This is a genomic window from Paraburkholderia sp. GAS334 (genome assembly GCF_050436625.1).
Classification (GTDB): Bacteria; Pseudomonadota; Gammaproteobacteria; order Burkholderiales; family Burkholderiaceae; genus Paraburkholderia.
Genome location: NZ_JBNDMO010000007.1, coordinates 82610 through 105761 on the forward strand (window position 1 = coordinate 82610; position 23152 = coordinate 105761).

The 23152-nt window shown below is 61.8% G+C and carries 21 protein-coding genes; 11 read left to right on the forward strand and 10 right to left on the reverse strand.

Features of this window, described 5'->3' with window-relative positions:
- Positions 1–123 precede the first annotated feature (123 nt).
- Positions 124–2748, reverse strand: a complete 2625-nt coding sequence (gene alaS / locus P3T21_RS14960) for an alanine--tRNA ligase (protein WP_429256708.1) — start codon at positions 2746–2748, stop codon at positions 124–126.
- Between the two features lie 318 nt (positions 2749–3066).
- On the opposite strand from alaS, the gene P3T21_RS14965 reads away from it, so the two are divergent.
- Positions 3067–4287 carry a CaiB/BaiF CoA transferase family protein gene (locus P3T21_RS14965; RefSeq protein WP_429256709.1) on the forward strand — a complete coding sequence of 407 codons (1221 nt, stop codon included), beginning with the start codon at positions 3067–3069 and terminating at the stop codon, positions 4285–4287.
- Positions 4288–4308: 21 nt separating this feature from the next.
- Here P3T21_RS14965 and P3T21_RS14970 read toward each other — a convergent pair whose 3' ends face one another.
- Genes P3T21_RS14970 through ggt form a run of 3 tightly spaced genes read right to left on the reverse strand, consistent with a single transcriptional unit; the run spans position 4309 to position 6818 of the window.
- Positions 4309–4470, reverse strand: a complete 162-nt coding sequence (locus tag P3T21_RS14970; RefSeq protein ID WP_429256710.1) for a hypothetical protein — start codon at positions 4468–4470, stop codon at positions 4309–4311.
- Positions 4454–5026, reverse strand: coding sequence for an RBBP9/YdeN family alpha/beta hydrolase (locus P3T21_RS14975; RefSeq protein WP_429256711.1), 573 nt, complete (start codon positions 5024–5026; stop codon positions 4454–4456). Before P3T21_RS14975 ends, P3T21_RS14970 begins: the two co-directional genes overlap by 17 nt.
- A 34-nt stretch (positions 5027–5060) precedes the next feature.
- The gene (gene ggt, locus P3T21_RS14980) at positions 5061–6818 is read right to left on the reverse strand and encodes a gamma-glutamyltransferase (protein ID WP_429256712.1); all 1758 of its coding nucleotides are present in this window, start codon (positions 6816–6818) and stop codon (positions 5061–5063) included.
- 532 nt (positions 6819–7350) lie between these two features.
- Between ggt and P3T21_RS14985 the strand changes: the two genes are divergently transcribed.
- Positions 7351–9060 (forward strand): glutamine--tRNA ligase/YqeY domain fusion protein, encoded by a 1710-nt coding sequence (locus P3T21_RS14985; RefSeq protein WP_429256713.1) that lies wholly within the window; start codon positions 7351–7353, stop codon positions 9058–9060.
- 151 nt (positions 9061–9211) lie between these two features.
- Entirely contained in the window at positions 9212–10111 is a 900-nt protein-coding gene (locus P3T21_RS14990; protein WP_429256714.1) for a transporter substrate-binding domain-containing protein, read from the forward strand.
- 24 nt (positions 10112–10135) lie between these two features.
- Here P3T21_RS14990 and P3T21_RS14995 read toward each other — a convergent pair whose 3' ends face one another.
- Both P3T21_RS14995 and P3T21_RS15000 read right to left on the reverse strand, forming a co-directional pair.
- The gene (locus P3T21_RS14995) at positions 10136–10585 is read right to left on the reverse strand and encodes an NUDIX hydrolase (RefSeq protein ID WP_429256715.1); all 450 of its coding nucleotides are present in this window, start codon (positions 10583–10585) and stop codon (positions 10136–10138) included.
- Between the two features lie 88 nt (positions 10586–10673).
- Positions 10674–11060: a hypothetical protein gene (locus P3T21_RS15000; protein WP_429256716.1), complete on the reverse strand. Its 387-nt coding sequence runs from the start codon at positions 11058–11060 to the stop codon at positions 10674–10676.
- Between the two features lie 252 nt (positions 11061–11312).
- Between P3T21_RS15000 and P3T21_RS15005 the strand changes: the two genes are divergently transcribed.
- Positions 11313–11543, forward strand: a complete 231-nt coding sequence (locus P3T21_RS15005) for a hypothetical protein (protein ID WP_429256717.1) — start codon at positions 11313–11315, stop codon at positions 11541–11543.
- Between the two features lie 9 nt (positions 11544–11552).
- Here P3T21_RS15005 and P3T21_RS15010 read toward each other — a convergent pair whose 3' ends face one another.
- Positions 11553–12881 (reverse strand): cytochrome-c peroxidase, encoded by a 1329-nt coding sequence (locus P3T21_RS15010; protein ID WP_429256718.1) that lies wholly within the window; start codon positions 12879–12881, stop codon positions 11553–11555.
- Between the two features lie 241 nt (positions 12882–13122).
- Here P3T21_RS15010 and P3T21_RS15015 point away from each other — a divergent pair, with 241 nt between their 5' ends.
- The 4 genes from P3T21_RS15015 to P3T21_RS15030 all read left to right on the forward strand — a co-directional run bounded on the left by P3T21_RS15015 (position 13123) and on the right by P3T21_RS15030 (position 16726).
- Positions 13123–14700: an acid phosphatase gene (locus tag P3T21_RS15015; protein WP_429256719.1), complete on the forward strand. Its 1578-nt coding sequence runs from the start codon at positions 13123–13125 to the stop codon at positions 14698–14700.
- 349 nt (positions 14701–15049) lie between these two features.
- Entirely contained in the window at positions 15050–15523 is a 474-nt protein-coding gene (locus tag P3T21_RS15020; RefSeq protein ID WP_429256720.1) for a hypothetical protein, read from the forward strand.
- An 85-nt stretch (positions 15524–15608) separates the two neighbouring features.
- Positions 15609–16133: a hypothetical protein gene (locus P3T21_RS15025; RefSeq protein WP_429256721.1), complete on the forward strand. Its 525-nt coding sequence runs from the start codon at positions 15609–15611 to the stop codon at positions 16131–16133.
- A 92-nt stretch (positions 16134–16225) separates the two neighbouring features.
- The gene (locus P3T21_RS15030) at positions 16226–16726 is read left to right on the forward strand and encodes a hypothetical protein (protein WP_429256722.1); all 501 of its coding nucleotides are present in this window, start codon (positions 16226–16228) and stop codon (positions 16724–16726) included.
- Between the two features lie 30 nt (positions 16727–16756).
- Here P3T21_RS15030 and P3T21_RS15035 read toward each other — a convergent pair whose 3' ends face one another.
- Both P3T21_RS15035 and P3T21_RS15040 read right to left on the reverse strand, forming a co-directional pair.
- Entirely contained in the window at positions 16757–17488 is a 732-nt protein-coding gene (locus tag P3T21_RS15035; RefSeq protein WP_429256723.1) for an HNH endonuclease, read from the reverse strand.
- A 271-nt stretch (positions 17489–17759) separates the two neighbouring features.
- Complete coding sequence (locus P3T21_RS15040; RefSeq protein ID WP_429256724.1) at positions 17760–18674, reverse strand: integrase domain-containing protein; 915 nt, start codon at positions 18672–18674, stop codon at positions 17760–17762.
- 1196 nt (positions 18675–19870) lie between these two features.
- On the opposite strand from P3T21_RS15040, the gene P3T21_RS15045 reads away from it, so the two are divergent.
- Positions 19871–20221 (forward strand): hypothetical protein, encoded by a 351-nt coding sequence (locus P3T21_RS15045; protein WP_429256725.1) that lies wholly within the window; start codon positions 19871–19873, stop codon positions 20219–20221.
- Between the two features lie 295 nt (positions 20222–20516).
- Here P3T21_RS15045 and P3T21_RS15050 read toward each other — a convergent pair whose 3' ends face one another.
- Positions 20517–21122 carry a recombinase family protein gene (locus P3T21_RS15050; protein WP_429256726.1) on the reverse strand — a complete coding sequence of 202 codons (606 nt, stop codon included), beginning with the start codon at positions 21120–21122 and terminating at the stop codon, positions 20517–20519.
- A 168-nt stretch (positions 21123–21290) separates the two neighbouring features.
- Between P3T21_RS15050 and P3T21_RS15055 the strand changes: the two genes are divergently transcribed.
- Positions 21291–22007: a hypothetical protein gene (locus P3T21_RS15055; RefSeq protein ID WP_429256727.1), complete on the forward strand. Its 717-nt coding sequence runs from the start codon at positions 21291–21293 to the stop codon at positions 22005–22007.
- 167 nt (positions 22008–22174) lie between these two features.
- Positions 22175–23050 carry a hypothetical protein gene (locus tag P3T21_RS15060; protein WP_429256728.1) on the forward strand — a complete coding sequence of 292 codons (876 nt, stop codon included), beginning with the start codon at positions 22175–22177 and terminating at the stop codon, positions 23048–23050.
- Positions 23051–23152 lie beyond the last annotated feature (102 nt).

Sequence of the window (23152 nt, forward strand, 5' to 3'; positions counted from 1 at the left end):
ACAACTGAGGGAAGCAGTCGTTCTGAAAAGCAGAAAGCCGCGAGTTCAACGCTCGCGGCTTTCTGATTCGACATCTCGCGGTCAGGGACAACCTGACCGCCAATGCGCGTTACACGCCTTCGATTACAGCTGCGCTTCGACCCAACCCTTCACACCCGCGAGGGCCGCCGGCAGATTCGCCGGCTCCGTGCCGCCAGCCTGAGCCATATCGGGACGGCCGCCGCCCTTGCCGCCGACCTGCTGCGCGACAAAGTTCACGAGCTCGCCAGCCTTGACCTTCTTGCTCGCATCCGCGGTCACACCTGCGATCAGGCTCACCTTGCTACCTTCGACCGAAGCCAGCACGATTGCCGCGCTCTTCAGCTTGTCCTTCAGTTTGTCGACGGTTTCGCGGAGCGTCTTGACGTCCGCACCCTCGAGCGTCGCGGCCAGCACGTGGACACCCGCAACTTCGACCGCCTGACCCGCGAGTTCATCGCCCTGGCTGGAAGCAAGCTTCGACTTCAGCGCGCCGAGTTCCTTCTCCAGCGATTTGACCTGATCCTGAACCTGCGCGATACGCTGCGTCAGTTCCGACGGCTGCGCCTTCAGCGCGGCTGCGGCAGCGTTGATACGCGCGTCGAGTTCCTGCACGAAGCGCACTGCGTTGTCGCCCGTAATGGCTTCCACGCGACGGATGCCCGCGGCCACACCGCCTTCCATCACGATCTTGAAGAAGCCGATGTCGCCCGTACGACGCACGTGCGTGCCCCCGCACAGTTCGCGCGAGAAGCCGAGATCGAGCACACGTACTTCGTCGCCGTACTTTTCGCCGAAGAGCGCCATCGCGCCGCCCTTCACTGCTTCATCGAACGGCATCACGCGCACGATACCCGGCGCATTCGCCAGCACTTCGGCGTTCACGATCGCTTCGACCTGGCGAATCTGTTCGTCGGTCATCGGCGCGTTGTGCGCGAAGTCGAAACGGGTCTTGTCGGCATCGACGAGCGAACCCTTCTGCTGCACGTGGGAGCCCAGCACTTCGCGCAGCGCCTTGTGCATCAGGTGGGTGGCCGAGTGATTGCGTTCCGTGCGCGCGCGGAGCACCGCGTCGATCTCCGCCTTCACGATGTCGCCGACCTTCAGCGTGCCTTGTTCCAGGGTGCCGTGATGACCGACCACATCGGCCTGCACCTTCAGCGTATCGGCGACGGCAAAGCGCACGCTCGCGTTGGCAAGCAGACCCTGGTCGCCGACCTGACCGCCCGACTCCGCGTAGAACGGCGTGTGATCGAGCACGACGACCGCCTGCTGGCCCTTCGCGACTTCCTTGACGGAGGCGCCCTCGACGTACAACGCAATAATCTTCGCGTCGTCGAAGACGATTTCTTCGTAGCCGTGGAACGTCGTCTTCGCGCCGGAATATTCGAGCCCCTGCGCCATCTTGAACTTGCCGGCCGCGCGCGCCTGTTCGCGCTGACGGGCCATTGCTTCGTCGAACGCGGGCTCGTCGACCGTCACTTCGCGCTCGCGGCAGACGTCTGCCGTCAGATCCAGCGGGAAGCCGTACGTGTCATGCAGCTTGAACGCGAGTTCACCATCGAGCGTCTTGCCACCCTTCGCGTCGAGATCAGCCAGTGCGCTCTCGAGGATCGACATGCCGTGCTCGATCGTTTCGAAGAAGCGTTCCTCTTCCTGACGCAGTACGTCGGTCACGCGCTGTTCCGCGTCCTTCAGTTCCGGATATGCGCCGCCCATCTGCGCGACGAGGTCCGCGACGAGACGGTGGAAGAACGAACCCTTGCGGCCCAGCTTGTAGCCGTGACGGATCGCGCGACGCACGATCCGGCGCAGCACGTAGCCGCGGCCTTCATTGCCGGGAATGACGCCATCGACGATCAGGAACGAGCACGCGCGAATGTGATCGGCGATCACTTTCAGCGAGTTGTTCGTCAGATCGGTCACGCCGGTTTCGCGGCCAGCGGCCTTGATCAGTGCCTGGAACAGATCGATTTCGTAGTTGCTGTGCACGTGCTGCAGCACGGCGGCAATACGCTCGAGACCCATGCCGGTATCGACACACTGCTTTGGCAGCGGCGTCATGTTGCCCTGGGCATCACGATTGAACTGCATGAACACGAGATTCCAGATCTCGATATAGCGGTCACCATCTTCTTCAGGCGATCCCGGCGGGCCACCCCACACGTCCGGGCCGTGGTCGTAGAAGATTTCCGAACACGGGCCGCACGGGCCGGTATCGGCCATCTGCCAGAAGTTGTCCGACGCGTAACGCGCGCCCTTGTTATCGCCGATGCGGATGATGCGCTCGACCGGTACGCCGACTTCCTTCGCCCAGATGTCGTGCGCTTCGTCGTCTTCGTGATAGACCGTGACCCACAGCTTGTCTTTCGGCAACCCGTAGACGCCCGTCAGCAGTTCCCACGCGTAGTGGATCGCGTCCCGCTTGAAATAGTCGCCAAACGAAAAATTGCCGAGCATTTCGAAGAACGTATGGTGACGCGCGGTGTAGCCGACATTTTCCAGATCATTGTGCTTGCCGCCCGCGCGCACGCTGCGCTGCGAGGTTGTGGCGCGCGAGTACGGACGCGATTCCGCGCCGAGGAACACGTCCTTGAACTGCACCATTCCCGAATTGGTGAAGAGCAGCGTCGGATCGTTGCCGGGCACGAGGCTCGACGAACGGACAATCGTGTGGCCCTTCGATTCGAAGAACTTGAGGAACTTCTCGCGGATTTCGGAGGCTTTCATGGCGTGCGGGGGACGGTCCTGACTGTTTCGGCTGCATCCTGGGATGCGCCAACTGATTGTTTCCTGAGCCGCTGATTATACGGGATCGGCGCCCGTGCGCAGCGGCTTGAGGCGGTCTGCGCACAACGTTAGCCATCCGGCCAGGTTTTTCCCGCCGATCCGTGCGGGGCGGGCCTTCGCGGCCTCAGATCCGTCCTATGCCATCCGGCCGATGGGTCGTCTGACGGGAATCGCTTAAGATTCAGGACATCGATACGGCAGCTGCACCACGCGGTGCGCATGCCTTGCAGCCACGCTTAAAGGAGACACAAAGAGAATATGGGCGCCCTCAGTCACATCCGCGTGCTGGATCTCACACGCGTGCTCGCCGGCCCCTGGTGTGCACAGACCCTCGCCGACTTCGGCGCGGACGTCATCAAGATCGAACGTCCCGAAGTGGGCGACGATACGCGCCATTGGGGCCCTCCGTACCTGAAAACACCTGCTGGCGAAGACACGCGCGAAGCCGCGTATTACCTTGCCGCGAACCGTAACAAGCGCTCGGTCACCGTCGATATCGCCACGCCCGAAGGGCAGCAGATCATCCGTGATCTTGCCGCGCGGTGCGACGTCGTGCTCGAGAACTACAAGGTCGGGCAGTTGAAGAAATACGGGCTCGACTATGCATCGCTGAAAGAAGTGAAGCCGGACATTGTCTACTGCTCGGTCACCGGTTTCGGCCAGACAGGCCCGTACGCGCAGCGCGCGGGCTACGACTTCATCATCCAGGGCATCGGCGGCTTTATGAGCATCACCGGTGAGCGCGACGCGCTGCCCGGCGGCGGCCCGCAAAAGGCCGGTGTCGCCATTGCCGACCTGATGACTGGCATGTACTCGACGATCGCCGTACTGACCGCGCTCGCCCATCGCGACCGGACCGGCGAAGGTCAGTACATCGACATGGCCTTGCTCGACGTGCAGGTCGCCATGCTTGCCAACATGAACTCGAACTACCTCGCGAGCGGCAATCCGCCGGTGCGCTGGGGTAACGCACATGCGAACATCGTTCCCTACCAGACGTTCCAGACGAGCGACAGCTGGATCATCGTCGCGGTCGGCAATGATGGGCAGTTCCGCAAGTTTGTCGAAGCAGGCGGCCGCGCGGAACTCGCCGATGACGAGCGTTTCTCAACCAACCCGGCACGCGTGCGCAACCGCGAAACGCTCGTGCCGCTGCTCGCCGACATGGTCCGGCTGAGAAGCAAGCAGGCGTGGATCTCGGCGCTGGAGGCGTCGGGCGTGCCGTGCGGGCCGATCAACGATCTCGGCGAGGTGTTCAGGAATGAGCAGGTGATCGCACGGGGTATGCAGGTCGACCTGCCGCATCCGTCGGGCGGGATGGTCAAGCTGGTTCGCAATCCGGTCAATATGAGTGTGACGCCGCCACAGGCGGTCGCTCATCCGCCGATGCTCGGCGAGCATACCGACGAGATATTGCGGAGCGTGCTCGGACTGGATGACGCGCGGATCGCGGATTTGAGGGCACGGTCTGTGATCTGACTCGTCGTGCTGACGTGGGTGCTAAAGGCGGCTGCTGGTGTCGGCTTCGGCTTCGGCTTCGGCTTCGGCTTCGGCTTCGGCTTCGGCTTCGGCTTCAGCTTCGGCTTCGGCTTCGGCTTCAGCACCAACGCTCCCACTGCCACCGCCTTTCGTCCAGCCCCGCTGGCTACGCGTGCCCGTCACGCCCGGACACTGGCGCCAGCGATTCCAGCCAGCACATCCCTTCAGGCCAGTCACCCAGACCGCTTGCGGCGTTGATATGACCGCGAGGGCCGATGTCGAACCACGCACTCTTCCAGGCCCTGGCGCAGGTCTGTGAGAACGCGGGACCGCCGTGCGGATCGTCAGTACTGGCCACCACGATCGTCGGAAACGGTAGCGGTTCGAGCGGCACGGGCGCGAAGCCGGACGCGTCAGCCGGAAACTGCGCTTCCGCCGGATCAGGCACTGCAACCAGCAGCGCGCCAGCCACTTTCGCTGCACGCGCCGCAGTCGCGTATTGCCCGGCCCAGAAGGCTACCGTCAGACAGCCGAGGCTATGCGCGGCGAACACCACCGGCACGTCGGCGGCGGCAACGGCCTCATCCAGCGTCCGGCACCACGCGTCGCGCACCGGGCGATCCCAGTCTGGCATCCGGACGCGCGAATAGTCGGGATGTGCCGCTTCCCAGCGTGTCTGCCAGTGACCTTCACCGGAATTCTGATATCCGGGCAACACCAGAACCTTATGCGTCGTCATCGCCTTTCTCCGTCTCGCCGGTTTGTCGTTATGTTCAGTGAAACTCCCTGCCCACGCCCACGCCGCGTGGATCAGCGGCAGGCTCCGGCGTCGTGCCGTCCACGCGGATTAACTGGACATCGCCGTTGAAGACCTGCCCTTCGAGCGTGTAGCCCAAACCCTGCAACTGTTCGGCCAGTTCACCCGTGACCGGATGATACGGCTCCCAGTAGATTGTCTTCGGCGGCAGCAGTTGGTGATGAAAGCGCATCGCGGCGAGCGCGTCGGCAGGCGGCATACCGAAATCGTAAAGATTCGTCATCACCTGGAAGATCGACGTGAAAATCCGCGAGCCGCCGGGTGTGCCGATCACGAGCGAAACCTTGCCGTCCTTGAGCAGGATGGTCGGCGTCATCGACGACAGCGGCCGGCGGCCCGGCGCGACTGTATTGACATCGCCGCCCGTCACGCCGAACTGGTTTGGCGCGCCGGCCTTCGTGACGAAGTCGTCCATCTCGTCGTTCAGCGCGAAGCCGGCGTTGTCCACAACAACACCCGACCCGAACGGTCCGTTGAGCGTATACGTGTTCGACACTGCATTGCCCCATTTATCAACGACCGAAAAGTGCGTCGTCTCGGCGCGCTCCGGCATCGAATCGCCGAGGCCCGGCTTCACGGGTGCGGCGCCCGGCACTTCGTCAGGCGACACCTCGTCGGCACGCTGCGCGAGGTAGGCGTCGTCAATCAGTCTGTCGACCGGTACGCGATACGAATCCGGGTCGCCCATGTACTGCTGGCGGTCAGCGAACACGCGGTCCTCGATCTGCGCGATCAGGTGAATATAAGGTGGCGAATTCAGCTCGAGCCCGGCGAATGCCGGCTTCAGATCGGCCTTCATCTTCAGCATCTGGATCAGGCCCACGCCCCCTGAACTCGGCGGCGGCGCCGTGACGATCTGATATCCGTTCCAGTCGGCTGTCATCGGCTGGCGCCAGACGGCTTTGTATTGCGTCAAATCACCCTTCGACAGCAGGCCGTGACCATACATCTGGGTACTGATCAGATCGGCGGTCTTGCCATCGTAAAACTCACGGCCGCCGTCGCTCGCGATACGCGACAGCGTCTGCGCCAGCTCCGGCTGGCGGAAGTTCGCGCCCGCCTTCAGCCCCGAGAAGTACACGCTGAAGTTGGTCTTGCCCGCGAAATTCTTCGACGCGTATTCCGCGCGCTTCTGCAGCCACGGCTCAACGACGAAACCGTCGGTCGCATATTTGATCGCCGGGGCAAGCACCTGCTTCCACTTCAGCTTGCCGAAACGGCGCTGCGCCTCCCACATGCCGTCGACCGTGCCCGGCACGGCCACCGCCCTGAATCCGACGAGGCTCATGCCCGGCACGGGGTTGCCCTTGTCGTCCAGATACATGTCGCGGGTCGCCCGTTGCGGCGCGCGTTCCCGATAGTCGAGAAAGTAGGGCTTGCCGTCGATATAGAGCGTCATGAACCCTCCGCCGCCGATATTGCCGGCGTCCGGATAGGTGACTGCCAGCGTGAACGCGATCGCGACCGCCGCATCGACCGCGTTGCCGCCGGCGGCGAAGATCTGCTGAGCCGTGTCGGCACTGTAGCGATCGGGCACTGCGACAGCCGATGCGTCGAGTACCGTTTTCGGCGGCGGCGCAGTTTTGGCGAGCGCGGGCGCGACCGGCACGAAACTACATGCCAATGCGGCGACCAGCGTGACCGCGCCCAGATGGCGGCGCAGGGACAGTGAGGCGAAAGGCGCGCGGGGCGCATCGTGCATGGGATCGGGCATCCGTGAAACTCCGGGAACTGAAGGCGCCATGTTGCCGAACGGCCGGCCTTCGGGCAAGGCGCGTGGCCGGCACAGCCAGGCCGCGCCGGTGCGCGTGAATGGTGAAATACCGCTTGCGCGGCGAAAAGGTCCGGACCGGATGTGGCTCAACAGGGCCCGCGACTGCAAAACAACCCGTTCGCTTCAATCGCGACGGGCTTTAAACGCCCCAACCGCTCAATGTCCCGTGCCAGTCAGCCCGCCTGCGGCCCATGACAGCAACTTTCAGTACATTTCTGGTGAAATCTGTCGTTATTGTCTTCATATACGTTGCATGTTGCGAGGCAGCCTGTGCCGCGACGCTCGCATTCTGGCCGGGCGGCGCGCACGCGGACAACGCGTTTTACCTCCTGTTGCACGCTGTAACAGCGTCCGGACGAAGTCCTCACTCCGGCCGCGTGCCGCGTGAACCCTGGCGCTCCTTGACTGGTCAGGTAGAATTGACAGATAAGCGGGCGCATCGCGCGTCCCCGAACGACTTTCACCATCACGCATGAATACCGAACGCAACGAAGCGCCCGCGGCATCCAATTTCATCCGCAACATCATCGATGACGACAACCGCTCCGGAAAGTGGGGCCAGCGCGTGGAAACACGCTTCCCGCCTGAGCCAAACGGCTATCTGCACATCGGTCACGCGAAGAGCATCTGCCTGAATTTCGGCATCGCCAGCAGCTACGGCGGCGTGTGCCATCTGCGTTTCGACGATACGAATCCGGAGAAGGAAAGCGTCGAGTACGTCGATTCGATCATCGATGCCGTCACCTGGCTCGGCTTCGACTGGACGAAGGACGAAAAGGAACACCTGTATTTCGCGAGCGATTACTACGACAAGCTGTATGCGTTCGCCGAATTGCTGATCGAGCGCGGCAAGGCGTATGTGGACAGCCAGTCGGCCGAAGAAATGCGTGCGAACCGCGGCTCGGCGAGCGAGCCGGGCACGCCGTCGCCGTTCCGCAACCGCACGGCACAGGAGAACCTCGAGCTCTTCCGCCGCATGAAAGCGGGCGAGTTCAAGGAAGGCGAGCACGTGCTGCGCGCGAAGATCGATATGGCGTCGCCGAACTTCAACATGCGCGACCCGGTCATCTATCGCATCCGTTTTGCGCATCACTACCGCACCGGCGATCAATGGTGCGTGTATCCGATGTACGACTACACGCACTGCATTTCGGACGCGCTCGAAAACATCACGCATTCGCTGTGCACGCTCGAATTCGAGGATCACCGGCCACTGTACGACTGGATCCTGAACGAACTGGCCGACGCCGGCGTGTTCACACGCCCGCTGCCGCAACAAATCGAATTTTCGCGCCTGAACCTCACGTATGCGATCACCAGCAAGCGCAAGCTGCTGCAACTGGTGACCGAAGGCCACGTCGAAGGCTGGGATGATCCGCGCATGCCGACCATCGTCGGCGTCCGCCGGCGCGGTTTCACGCCGGGGAGCATCAAGCTGTTCTGTGAACGCATCGGCATCACCAAGGTCGATTCGTGGATCGACATGAGCGTGTTCGAAGGCGCGCTGCGCGACGATCTCGACGACAAGGCGCCGCGTACCGCCGCCGTGCTCGATCCGCTGAAGCTGATCATCGACAACTTCCCGGAAGGCACGACGGAAGAATGCAGTGCGCCAGTTCACCCGCATCATCCGGAAATGGGCACGCGCACGTTCCCGATCTCGCGCGAACTGTGGATCGAGCGTGACGATTTCACTGAAGCACCGCCGAAGGGTTATTTCCGGCTGTTCCCGGGCAACAAGGTGCGTCTGCGCTATGGCTACGTGATCGAATGCACGGGCGCGGAGAAGGACGCGAACGGCAACGTGATCGCCGTGCACTGCAATTATTTCCCGGACAGCAGGTCGGGCACGGAAGGCGCGAACACCTACAAGGTCAAGGGCAACATCCATTGGGTGAGCGCCGCGCACGCGCTGCCAGCTGAAGTGCGCATTTACGACCGCCTGTTCCGCGAACCACAACCCGATGCGGGCGGCCGGGACTTCCTCGAAGCGTTGAACCCGGATTCGAAACGTATCGCCAGCGCGTACCTCGAACCGGGCATGCACGACGTGCAGCCGGAGCAACGTTTCCAGTTCGAACGACATGGTTATTTTGTCGCCGATCGCTACGATTCGAAGCCGGGAAAACCCGTCTTCAACCGTATCGTGACTTTGCGGGATAGTTGGGGCAAGCCGGCGTAAGCCGGGTGTTCCACTGACCGTCGGGCACTTGAATGCAGTCCGCGGCGCATCGCTTCCGGCAGGAACGTGCGCCGGCGCGCTCCATACCATCGACAGGGCGTTGCGGCGGGATCCGATTTTTTTGAAAAGGCGCGCCCTTCCCGGAGGAGCAATGAAGTTCGCAGCCCGAATCCGGCTGATCGCATGCGCCGCCGCGGCTACGTTCGCACTCGGCGTTCATGCCGATGAACTCACCGGCACGCTGAAGAAAATTCACGACGACGGCGTCATCACGCTCGGCGTGCGTGAGGCGTCGATTCCGTTTGCCTACTCCGATGGCGGCCACACAGTCGGCTATTCGTACACGATCGCGTTGCGCATCGTCGATGAGATCAAGAAAGCTCTGGGCGTGCGCGATCTCAAGGTGCGCGAGATCGTCGTGACGTCGAGCAACCGCATTCCGATGCTGCTCAACAACCAGATCGACCTCGAATGCGGTTCAACCACGCACACGGTGGAGCGCGAGTCGCTGGTCGCGTTTTCGGACAGCTTCTTCCAGTACGCGGTGCGCATGATCGCGCGCAAAAAATCCGGCATTGCGGACTTCGCGGATCTCGCGGGCAAGTCCGTGGTGACGACGGCGGGCACGTCGGATGAACGCCTGCTGCGCCAGTTGAACAGCGAGAAGCAGCTCAACATGCGCATCACGGCGACCAGGGATCATCCGGAGGCGTTCGCCGCCGTGCGCGCTGACCGCGCGGTGGCGTTCGTGATGGACGAGCCGCTGCTGCACGGCCTGAAGGCCGCGGAAGCGCATCCCGAAGACTACGTGATCACCGGCACGCCGCTCGGCTACGAGGCGTACGCGTGCATGTTCCGCAAGGGCGACGCGCCCATGCGTGACGTCGTCAACGGGGTCATTTCGCGGATGCAGACGTCCGGCGAAGCTGAGCGGCTCTACAACGTCTGGTTCACCCAGCCGATTCCGCCACACGGCACGAACCTGAACTTCCCGATCTCCGCCGAGATGCGCGAACTCTTCGCCCATCCGAACGACAAAGCGCTCGATTAAGCCGCGCCAGCCGCGTGTCCGCGCTTATAGCGTGCGGTGCAGCTCGGTGAGCGAGAGCGTCGTCTGAAAAAGCCGGGTGAGACTGCGGCTCGCATAGCGCTCGACTTCGTCGGGCGCGGTCCAGCGGTATGCATCCATTTCGGGAATCATCGTGCCGTCTGAGCGTCGCGGGAACATCGACGTGCACGTGCACTTCGCGAGATCGATTTCGCCATCGCGCACACGCGCCGCGAATAGATGCAGATCCTTGTCGCGGCGGTAGACAAAGAGACCGAGGTTTTTCAGCCGCTCGGGCGCGAGCTCGATGCCCGTTTCCTCGACCATTTCCCGCAACGCGGTGACATGCGGCGCTTCACCCTCTTCGCCATGTCCTTTTGGAATATCCCAGTGCGAGGTTTCCGTGGCGTGCGCGAGCAGCACGCGACCATCGGCATCGAGCAACACGACGCCGCACGAGGTGACGCGCGCGCTCATCGCCAGATCGAGCGGCGCGATGCCACTATCGCCTTTGCTGCGACAGCGAAGGCAAAGCCCGCCCCCGCGCCGCGCACAATCGCCGTGCTCAACGTTTCTGCAGTTGCCATGCGCCGCTGCCCTGCTTGCAAAAGAGCGGATGCAGATTCATCGACTGGCCCTTCGACTGCAGCACCACCGCTGTCGAGCGGCAGGTGCGGTCGCCTTCCTTCGTGGTTTGATCGGGCGTCACCGTGGCGTCGATCTTGACGCTATTGCCCGTGCCCTCGTTGACCCAGTTCGCGGTCTCGCCGTCCTGCTTGTCGTTGAGCGCCTCGAGGACGGCCTTCTTGATCGAATCGACGTCGCGCGGCTTCATGTAGCTGATCGGCGTGTCGTTCAGGAAGCCGAGATTCGCTGCCTGCGCGCCGCCTGCGCCTGCTAGCAGCAGTCCACCTGCAGCCCAGCACAACAGGGCTCGGGTTCGCATCGACATTGATTGTTCTCCTTGAAGGCTGACTGGAACGCCCACGCGCCAGATACCGCGTAAGCTGACCCTTAAAAGCATAGCACGACGTTACGCGCAGCCGCTGCCCGGCGGACGGTGCGAGAACCGGACCGTCATCGTTTTTCGGACCGGTCCGATAGCGAGGGTCGGGCCGGACCCCTAGCATGGCGATCTCTGCTACGCGCTTGCGCTTCACCCGTCTTCATCCGTCCGCACGCGCATCTACGATCACTTGCCGCCATGGACTACTCAATCGCTCTGCGCTTCTTCGTCATCATGCTCACGCTCATCTGCATCGCGCTCGTGCCGATCGCGGCGCGGCGCGATCCGGCGCCAGTCGCCGGCGTGCTGAGCATCAACGTGCTGCCACGCCCTCAATGGCCCGCCATCCTCACGCGCGCAGGCTTCGTTTGCATGCTGGCTTCGTTTGTGATGCTGCTGATGATCTGCGCATTCCTGCTGAAGTCATAACCGCGGCGTTCAGTGCGCGGCGGGCTGGTAGCCATCCGTCAGCGTATTCAGAAACGCCACCACATCCTTGATTTCCGCCTCGTTCAGCGCCGGCTCTCCGCCCGGCTTGCGATCAAACGGCGGATCCGTATTCAGGTTTGCCCAGTAACGCTTCGGCAGATCGTCGAACTTCTGCACCTTGCCCTTCACGACCGGATAGAACTTCTCCGGATTCGTATCGCGCTCTGCATAAAAGCGCACCACCTCGTCGAGCGAATGGTAGATGCCGTTGTGGAAGAAGCGCTTCTTCAACGCGACGTTGCGTAGCGTCGGTGTGCGGAAGATTCCGCAATATTCGTTGTGTCCCTTCAGGTCGGTTCGCTCGGGACCGCATGCCCCAAGATCGTAGAAGTGCGGATCGCGATTGACCTTCAGTGCGCGGTTACGCGGCACGCCAATCGCAATCAGACCGAAATCGCTGAATTGCGGCGGCGAGCCGTCGTTGGCGCGCTGGCTCAGATGACAGCTTGCGCAATTGCCCTTCTTCCCGTCGTTGAAAAGCTGCAGGCCGTGCAGTTCGGCGGTTGTGAGCTGCGCCTTGCCCGCGAGTGCAGCGTCGTACTTGCTCGTGTATGGATAAAACGTCTCAGGTGTCTGCTCGAATGTTTCGAGCGACTGAAGCACGGCCTTGAATGTGGCATCCGTGTCGTCGAAAATGTGCTCTCCGAATGCCGCGCGAAACGCGTTCGCGTACGGCGCGGCCTTCACCGCTGCGGCCACTTTCTCCGGCGTGCTGCCCATCTCGAAGGTCGACAGGATCGGAATGCGCGCCTGATCCGATCCACGGTCGACGCGGCCATCCCACGTCAAACCGCCAGTCGGGCCCGCGTCGACGCTCTCGTCGCCTTCGTCTTCGGAATCGTGGAAGTGCTCAGCGAAGGCCGGCACGGACTGCAGATACTTGAGCGTCGGAACGGCGCGCAAACCTTGTTGCCGCATGTCGCTGCCGCCGAGCTGCACGGCAAGCGAATTCGCCGGCGTGAAGCCGTGGTCGGGGCTGTGACACGACGCGCACGCAAGCTTGCCCGAGCCCGATAGCGATGCATCGAAGAAGAGCTGCTTGCCGAGCGCGGTCATCTTGCGGACCGACTCGTAGACTTCGGCGCGCGTCTGTCCGCCGCCGTGTGCCGCAACCGGCACAACCGCCGCTGATGCAACCCTTACCGCTGACGCAACCGTCGTTGCATTCCCCCCGCCGCCTGGCCCATGCGCATCGCAACCTGTCAGCGCGAACGACACCCACACGGCCGTGAGGAAACCCGTCCGCAACCTCCTGGCCGCAGCCGTTTGCTTCAGCATCCCTTTCTGACCAGGCAGCATATGAGCATCTTCGACGTTGTTGAACTGCGCGAGCGTATGTCACGTGCATGTCACTTCGATGACATCCTGCCTACAGCGTTACGTGGACTTTAAGCTGTCCGTAATGCTTACATCGTTCTGTCAAATTGCGCTGCGACACTCTTCGCGCTGGCCATACCAACCTCGACGCAGCGCCAGGTCGAAGGACACCGCCGGTCCCCAACGCGAGAGAGAAAACTCAATGAACAAGAAACTGATCTGCGCGACGCCCATCGCGATCGCAGCAGCGATCGGCCTGTACGCCTGCGGCGGCAACGGCGTGTCGCAGCCGGACATCAAGGCTGTGCAGAACGTCGTGGTGATCTACGCAGAGAACCGCAGCTTCGACAACCTGTACGGCCAGTTCCCGGGCGCCAACGGCCTCCAGGGCGTGACCGCCGCGAGCTCGCAGCAGCTCGACCGCGACGGCTCCGTGCTCGCCACGCTGCCGCAGGTCTGGAACGGTCTTACGCAGACGGGCGTCACGCCGGTCGTGACGCAGGCGATGACGGCCAACCTGCCGAATTCGGCTTTCGCGATCGATGACCCGAACGGCTTCAACACGCCGGTCACTTCAGCGACACGCGACCTCGTGCACCGCTTCTATGAAAACCAGATGCAGATCAACGGCGGCAAGAACGACAGGTTCGCCGCATGGTCCGATGCCGGCGGTCTCGTGATGGGGCACTACACGATGAACGCGGATAAGCTGCCGCTCTGGAAGATCGCCCAGCAGTACACGCTCGCCGACAACTTCTTCATGGGTGCGTTCGGCGGCTCGTTCCTGAACCACCAGTGGCTGATCTGCGCATGCACGCCGGTCTATCCGAACGCGGACAAGAGTCCCGCGGCCGGTTCGATTTCGAAGGTCGAGGCGGATGGCGTAACGCTCACGCTCGCGGGGAACAATCCCGCTTCGGCGCTGAACGGGCCGCCGAAGTTCGCGAACGCCGGCAACCTGACGCCTGATTTCTACGCGGTCAACACGATGCAGCCGGCGTATCAGCCGAGCGGCAACAAGGCGGCCAGCGGCGGCGATGCGAACCTTGCCGACCCGACGGTGGCCACCACGCTGCCGCCGCAGACGCAGCAGAACATCGGTGACCTGCTGAACAACGCGGGCGTATCGTGGGCGTGGTATGGCGGCGCATGGGGCGCGGCGCTGTCGGCGACGCAGGCCGGCACGTCGGGCGTGGTCTACGGCGCGAACCTGTCGACGCCGAACTTCCAGCCGCATCATCAGCCGTTCAATTACTTCGCCGATCTCGCGCCGGGCACCGCGAACCGCACGACGCACCTGCTGGACGGCGGCACGAACGGCGCATCGTTCATCGCGGATATCGATGCAGGCAAGCTGGCGCAGGTCACGTTCTACAAGCCGCAGGGCAACCTGAACGAACATCCGGGCTACACGGACGTCGCGTCGGGTGACCAGCACATCGCCGACGTGATCTCGCATCTGCAGAAGAGCCCGCAGTGGAAGACCATGGTCGTGGTCGTCACGTACGACGAAAACGGGGGCTTCTGGGATCACGTCGCGCCGCCGAAGGGCGACCGCTGGGGTCCGGGCACGCGCATTCCGGCAATCATCATTTCGCCGTTTGCGAAACAGGGTTTCGTCGACCATACGCAGTACGACACGACGTCGATCCTGCGCTTCATCACGAAACGTTTCGCGTTGCCGGCGCTGCCGGGTCTCACCGCCCGCGACAATGCGCTCATGGCAAACGGCGGCAAGCCGATGGGTGATCTGACGAACGCGCTCAACATCGCGCACTGACCAGATGACTGGATTCACCGGGTAAGCACAGTCCGCTTCACAGTCCGCTTCACAGTCCGCTTCGTACCGGACTTTGACAGGGCAGCTTCGGCTGCCCTTTTTTGCGTATGGCGCTGGCAGCCTGAACCCCGCTGTGGCTTAGCGGGGCTTTCTGGGAAAACTGGGGAATTGCAGGAAACCTGGTTGGCCCCCCACGAGGAGGCATATTTCGACTCCCGACCGTTGTCGGCTCTACGTGAGAGCCGGTTCATCAGAGTCGTATGCCCCCACGAATGCCCCCGCTCCTTTTCCGTGGAAAACAGGAGCGTGACCGGGAGTTCTGAGGCCCGACTCGTCGAGGACGGCCGTCGTGAAAAACAAAATTGCTTTGCTTCTGGGGTTACTCCTATGCGGCGCGCCGGCAGCGCGCGCCGAAACCGATCTTGTCCTGCTCGGCAAGTCATGGCATTTCGGGCATCAGGTTCCGGTCGGCGAAACCGGCTACAACGTCAACCAGTACAACTGGGGTGGCGGTCTGGAATACCGTGCGCCGACGTGGCACGGCCAATGGATGGTGGGCGGTCTGACCTACCGCGACACGTTCCGGCAGCAGGCGTACACGGTATTCGCAGGCTATCAGTTCACGGTGCCGATCAGCGATAAGCTGTCCGCTTTTGCCGCGATCCGTGCGGGCTATCTGAATGGTTCTGGCTGGCACGGCCCCGGCGCGCTGCCAAGTGTCGGGATGACCTACAGGCGAGTATCGGTCGAGGCGACCTACATCCCGCCAGCGGCGAAACGAGGTTACAACTGCGTCGCCGTTTTCGGCCGTGTCGCTTTCTAGGCTTGACATGGTGATCCTTCACGAGGCGCGTGATTCCCCGCCGATCAATAATTGACAGAGTCTTGAAGATATATCGGTGGCCGCCATGAATTTGAAGCGCTCCACAGAGATTGCCGATCTTTCGCTGAAGCTCCTATCGTGTCTGGCGATTATCGTCGCGGGCGCGTGGGCGCTTTGGATATTTGGTTTGAGCGGCTCACGAGACTGGCAACTGAACCTGACCATGGACACCAACGTCCTGCCTTACCGGGACGACCTGCGCCTCGTGGCCGTTCACGTCCATGCGAAAAACCCACGACCAGTCACATTCCAGCTAGATAGCAAGGCTGGCGACGCATACGAGTTACGCGTCCGTCAGGTCGATCTGAAGAAGGGGGCCAACGACGTGATCGATGAAGACGCTGGAACGATCTTGGCCAAGGCAGATTTGATGGCCGGTACCGGTGACCTCTACGAATTCCTGCCTGGCGCTGAGATGGACGACATGCGGATATTCATTCTCCCAGCAGGCGCCACAGTGGCGATTACGGCGGAAGTAACGCAGCACAAGGGCAAGCGTGACCAAGACTCCAACTCCGTTTCGAGTGTCGTTCGAGTGACCGACCGATGAGCTGGCAAAATTTATCTAGCACGCATAGAACGTTGCTTCGAGCGTTTGCCGACCGTTATTATCGGTTTCCGTCACCGACAGCAGGAGGCTGTGTGAAACTCGATCGTACTTACCAGCGGGAGCTGCTGGAAATGCTGGCCCAGAGCTATCCTAGGCCGTATGACATTCGGCAGCTATTTCGCGACATGGACGATGGAGCCACCGAGCGCTACGCCGCCAACGTGATGTATCTCGAGGAGCACGGCTTAGCCGACAGCGCAATCCAGTATGGACTCGACGGACACATGTCGAGCGGCTTGCCTCGCATCACAGCCAAAGGGATGGATTTCTTGGCTGACGACGGAGGCCTTTCAGCCATCCTCGGCGTCGTGACGGTCAAGCTTCACGAGGACACGCTGAAGGAATTGATCGGGAATCGGATCGCAGAGTCCGATCTGCCAGCGTCAGAGAAGAATCGCCTGCTCGATCAACTGAAGTCACTACCGGGCGAGACGATCAAACATCTCACCTTCAAGCGCGTCGACGCGGGGCTTGCGAATTGGCCCACGGCCCTTCAGGCAATCGAGCAATTCGTCCACCGAGTCGGTAGCTAGCCGAAGCCGCCCGCGCGGATCGTCACTCGTCTATTTCTCCATTCCAAAGTGCAGTTCGCGGTGGCAATTCGGGCACAAGGCGATCGCATTCTCGATACTGTCGCTGCCGCCGTCGGCCAGCCGCACGCGGTGGTGGACCTCGAGGAACGGAGTATGATCGCTGCGCCGAATGAACGGCGCCGGCTTCGCACACTGCTCGCATACGCCCTTGGCTCGCTCCAAGACCTCGGCGACCACATCCGGATTCCGGACATATGCTTCCGAGATGACCGTGATTCTCTTGGGCACTTTCGGTGCTTTTCTTAAGCGGGCCTGTCGCACAGTCGGCGAGTCCGCGCGCGCCTGCTCAACCGCCCGCTCAAAGCGCGCATGAACCTCACCGAGATCCTTAGGGGCCGCCCGTTTTGCCGCCCACGCGTCGACTACCCGGCGCTTCGTCTGTTGAGGTCCTCCCGTCGGGAGCTTCGCGTAGTAGTCTAAATGCGCGTAGTTCGCGGCGATCGCTTTACCTAAATCGGCGCTGTCTCGTTCAATCGCAATCCGTCCCAGAAAATAGTCCGTTGCTTCAATGCTCAGTGTGCGATGGAACTCTTCTCCCATCAGCATCAGCCGGAGGTCGTCGATGAAATCGCCCGCGCTTCCTGGGTCTATATCGTGATCTTGGTGAAGCCGCTGTACGCCGTCCGCTCTCAGTTGTTTGCCTTCGTACACGTTGATCGCAACTTCGTATGCAGCCTTTATCTGCTCTGATGTAATTTTCATGGTCCTGATCGGTTTTGTTTTCGTCTCAGGCTAGCACGTCGACGGCAAAACCGACGTGCCCGAGACTCATTCCGTTCTATACCCAAGCGGGTCCGCCAGGTACACATGCAACTGGTCATTGCGCCATACAGTGCATCGTTGCGACAGCTGTATTGGCCGTGGCGCTCGCCCCTCGATGCACAGCTTTCGCCACGTCTCCCGAGATACACCGACGAACGGTTCTATCTGCTTCCACCGCGAGTGTCCGACAAGCGGCAAGGTGTCGAAATGTTTATGCATGCTGCACCTCGGCGGCAGCCAGTTCTTCACGGCCATAAACCATCTCGACCCACGTCCCTCGCCCATCGCCGTGGCCCAGCCATGTTGACACGCCTGCAGCAGCTTCACGCCGCGACACGCCGGCCGCCTTCATCCGCCGCAGATGCTCGGTGGCGTATGCGTATCGCAGGCTGTGTGGCGCTTGTTCGCCGGTCATGCCGACCTTCCGCACCACGTAGTGGTAGCGGTCCATCGCCTTCTTCAGGTCCGGCTTGCGGACGAGCTTGCCGCGGTGCTGGTCGCAAAATGCGATGGCCCGCTTCGCGGTCTCGGCGGCGCGCACACGATCGAGTGGCGGGCACCGTCGGGTCTTCCCGCCTTTCGTGCCATGGATGACAGTCACGAAGCCGTCGCCGACCGGATTAACCAGCGCGCGATACCAGTCAGCCAGCGAATCGACAGCTCGGATCGCCTCCTCCGCGCGCAAGCCGAACTCCAGTTGCAGGTCGAGCACGAGCGCGACACCCGGATCGATCGCAGCTACGGCGGCGCGGTATGGCTCAAGCTCGTCTCGCGTCATCGGCCGCTTCGTCCCGGCCCGACTGGCGCCGGCAATGCCAAGCGCCGCGTTACTCACCTTGTCGGCGAAAGGCCGGCGCTTGATTCCCTCCAATGCCGTGCGCAGGTGCGCGAGGTTGTTAGCGATGGTGCGCTTCGAGCAGCCGCGCGCCGCCATATCCCTCGCCCACGCCTCGATGTGCTTTTCCTTCACCTGACCGGTTGTGTGGATCTGGTACCCGTCGCGCCAAACGGTGTGAGCAAAACGCGCGAGCGCTTGCTCCCGACCTTTGTAAGTCAGGTTGCCCTGTTTGCCACGCGCCTTGCGCGCAGCACGGCACAGGTCGGCCGTGAAAGACTGTTCGGACATGCTTACCCCGTCGACCAAGACATGAGGCTCGACCCCAGGTCGTCTCCCACAGTGGGCCACGTGGGCCAGCGCAATGCGCCAGGGAGACAACAAACGGGGGCACGAGCCTCGGCCTTAGGTGAGATCGAGAGTGTTCTGCGCCAGCAAGCCGACGTAGCCCGACGAACGACAGCCATGCAGGCCGCCGCGCGCGGGAGGACACTTCTCCCCGTCTGTTCCGTGAATTTGGCTTTGTCGATCGATCGAGGGCGCCACGCCTCGACCGCGCACAGTTGACGGGTGCCCGACACAACGGGGCACCGAGATTTCGGGCGCGAGCGCTCCACGCGCCGCCACGATGCCCCGCTCGAAGCTGGACGATGTAGCAGGACGCGCGAAAGCTCGGCGATTGCGCTGCAAGAGCGCATGACGATGGCTGACGTTGCTGATGCAACGGTTACGGAATAGACGGATTTCGGGGTAGGCCTTCCGCAGAACACGGAAAGCAGATGCGGCAGCCTTGCGGCGGCGCGCTTACAGGACGTCCAGAAACTGCGGACGGATTTTGGGTGTCGGGCCCAACTTTCGATTTAAAAACGGTGACCTAATCACCGCGCCCGCATAGCGAGCTTTCACTTAATGGCTGGCACTTGGCCAGCTGACTGTCGATGCCCGCAGGGCGATAGTGCCATCACAGATTAATAGGACGAATGCCGATTTGGCAACAACTTTTGATGGCGGCCGACTTCAGGGGAAGACGCATCGAACGATGGCAGACTCGATTACAGAGTGACGCAAGCTTACTTTCGCGATGGCGTTGGTTTGGCAGCGGATTTTGCAAAGTGACGCGCTAGCTGCGTGGCGAAAACGCGATGTTACGATCTAGCAACGCAAACAATACGCAACGCCCCATGGCAAACGTTAACAAGGTCAAATTGACCGTCAGTTGGCTCAGACAAGTCAGTAGTTGGCTTTCGCGCGCTCGTATGCTCGGCATCGCCCTCGTACCCTTGGCCGCATCTCTTGCCTACCTTTGGCATGAGCGTTGGACAGAGCCGCACGTTCGATGGACTGGGCTCGGGTTGCAGCTGGCGGGGGTTCTAAGCGTCGCGTTCGGCGTGGCGAGCACGCGGAAGCAATTTGGCCACCCGTCGATGTCAGACCGCACGCTTGCTTTCCTTCGTGACTGGCCCCGGTACCCGCGTCCCATAAGCGGCATGGCTGCCAGCCTGCAAGCAAACGCCACCATGACAGCGACAGGATTCGTGACCGTAGGCGTCGCTCCGGAGCAAACCATTGACGCGCGCCTGTTCGCGCTCGAGCAGCGACTCAACGAACTCGGCACAAAAGTGGCCAACGACACGGCAGAGATCCGGGGAGAACTGCGCGAACAGACCGCGTTACTTAATGCCGAATCGACGAGTCGCTCAGAGGCTGATGCACTCCTCCATCGCCAGCTCGAGATGACGGCCACTGGCGGCCTCGATTTGTCTCTGTGCGGTGCGCTGTGGCTGCTCGTCGGAAGCGTGTTCAGTACGATCCCAATCGAGATCTCCCACCTGCTCTAGCGCATGACCGGCCTCATGCAGTTGGCCGTGGCAGCGAAAAACGCGTCCAGAGCGGGCGAGGATCTGCGGGGCTAGGCCTGATAAAAAAAGAGCCGCATTTCTGGCAAGCGAAAGCGCCCCAGCCGGGCTGGCACAGCCGGATCAAAGCTGCTTCGACACCGCTGTCCGGTTCTACGGGACGCAGTGCAGCGTGAGGAGGCCGTTGGCTAGCAGTGCCATGCTGTAGCTTGCAATGAATACATGCATCCATGGTTTATCAGGCAGCTTGACCGCGTAACAAGTCCAAGAACCGACTCTAACCCAAGTGGCGGGGCTGCCCAGTCTCCGCGCCCGCGCTCCGAACCCGCATGATCGTCTGCCTGCTGGTGGAAAATGTCTTTGCGAGCGACGCGACGCTTTCGCCCATGGCCAGCCGATCCAATACGGCCTGGCGTTGCTCCACCGACAATGCCGATGGACGGCCGAACTCTTTCCCCTCTGCTTTCGCCCGGCGCAGCCCTGACTGGGTTCGCTCGATGAGCAGATCGCGCTCGAACTCAGCCACCGCCGAAATCACCTGCATCGTCATACGACCAGCAGCACTCGTGAGATCCACGCCGCCGAGCGCCAAGCAGTGGACCCGGACACCCCCACCAGCCAACTGCTCAACTGTCGCGCGTACATCCATCGCATTGCGGCCCAGTCGATCGAGCTTGGTCACCACGAGGACATCTCCGGGCTCTAGCCGATCGAGGAGCCTCGCAAAGCCGGGGCGTTCGCTTGCCGCCACTGAACCGCTGATGGCTTCTTCAATGACGCGTCGCTTGTCAATTGCAAAGCCCGCGGCTTCGATCTCTCTCCGCTGGTTCTCGGTCGTTTGGTCGGCAGTGGAAACTCGGCAGTAGGCAAAGACACGTGACATTTTGAGCCCCGACATGTACGGAAGTGATGTACGAATGTTAGGGCATGTCCGAAATGTTTACAAGCTATATTTTGGACATAGCTGGGGATACCTGTACGTAATCGATCGTTTTTGGACATAGATAGGCGTCGCTTTTAAACCTTTCCGCGCCAAGTGCCGATATCAAGGATGAGTGGTGAAACTTTTCTCGCTCTCGCGATCGATCGGGGCAAATTGGTAAGCGAAATGAAAAAGCGGATTTTGGCGACGTTGCTGGTCGCGGCCTCTCTTGTTGGAGCGGACCAGTCATTCGCAGACGATGCCTGCACGGCTCGTGCGCACGCAGACAAACGACTAGATCCGATCCGGGCGAAGCTGCCCGAAGTCATCACGTCGCCCACCATGCAGCAGCTTGCCGATCACTCGAAGCCAACGAAGACTGAGAAGCAGGCGCTCATTGCATACGACGAGGACCGTTCGTTCTGCGAGCAGCAGTTTGGCGCCCAGCTGACCGGGGAGGCGGCAAGTGCGTTCGCCCTGTTCGTCTCGAATTCGAGAAAGCTCCGCGCATCCCTCTATTCAGGTCAAACCGACTACGCCACGTTCGTTTCGACGGATTCCGATAACTTGCAAGCCTTCCTGAATTACAACACCGCCCTGCAAGCTCGCGTGCAGGCCCAAGCCGCAGCAGCCAAACAGGCCAAGGAGCGGGAGGAGGCGCAGGAACGCATCGCGAATGAAGCTCTGGAGCAGCAACAGGAACAATTCGAGGAGGATCAGAAGCGTCGAAAGCTGGAAGCTATCAGCGAAGCCCTGCAGCGATTCGGTGACTCCCTGAGACGTCCACAGCCAGTCGTCACGAACTGTCAGAGTTCGTACGGGAATACACGCTGTACCACGTACTGAGTTCATCTCGGGCAATGGATCTGTTCGCCGAGCGCGTCGCAGAGCGTGTCGTGCGAGCGTTAGACCAGCGAGAAGCGCGCCGCCGGAAGGCTTTGTGTCACTACTAACCGCGAGCCGGCATTTCGCCTAGACTCCACTCCAATCACCACAATAATGGGGTGGCAACCATGCTGCTCGAACAACAAACGATAGATGGGGCGGGGAACCAGAGCGGCACTGAAGCCGCATTCACCAACGAAGACGGAACTCCCGCCACTTGGCTCCAGGTGATACCGGAACGGCACCGGCGTAGGGCTTTTGCTTGGCGGGCCGGCATCGGGTTCGCGATTGGCCTTGGCCTGTGGGCGCTCCAGTACAGCAATGGAGTGCTCGATTTGACGCGCGGCTGGTTCGGCATTGCGCCCATCGCAATCGGACTCGTCTTCGCGTCGCGAGCCTACCGCAAAGCAACCGTGCGACGATTCTCCACCGTTCGCGTCCCCTACACGGGAACGCAGCGAATCAAGCGCGCGCTCAAGTGGTGGTGCGCGGCGATAGGAGTTGGCGCCCTGATATGGTGGGTTCAGCCCGAAGGCGCGAGGTTCGCCGATTACTGGTGGTACGCCTGGCCGGCAGTGCCGGTTTGCATCGTCGGTATCGGCCTCTACTTGCTCAAGGGCGATGCCGTGCTAACGCCGGCGGCGACCAAGGCCAAGGTGCACACCGACAGCCTCGAACAGCAAGCCAAGCTCGAACGCCGGGCCAGCCAGTCGGCGTCGACGGATGCGTTCCTCGAGTCGCCGCTCGTGCGATACCCGCTCGCGGCACTGTTTCTGTACGGCGCCTACTATTTCGGCACGTCGGATGTCAAAAACGGCGGCTGGTATTCGGCGGCCGCAATATTGCTGGCCGCAATCTTCGCGCGAGAGCTGTCCCGGTGGGTGCTCTTCATTGCCTTCGTCGGAGCCATCATCTGGGCGCTCGTGGCGGGCATTTCAGCATTGCCAGTGAGTGCCGCAATCATCGTCGGGGCTCTCATCATCGCCAGCGCAATCAAGAAGTGACTGAGACGTCGGACGGCTCTGGGCGGCTACATGACTCCTCTCTAACGTCGGAGAGGGCGGCGAGCTAGCGGCCCGGTAATGACGCTGGCGTGCGTCGACGAC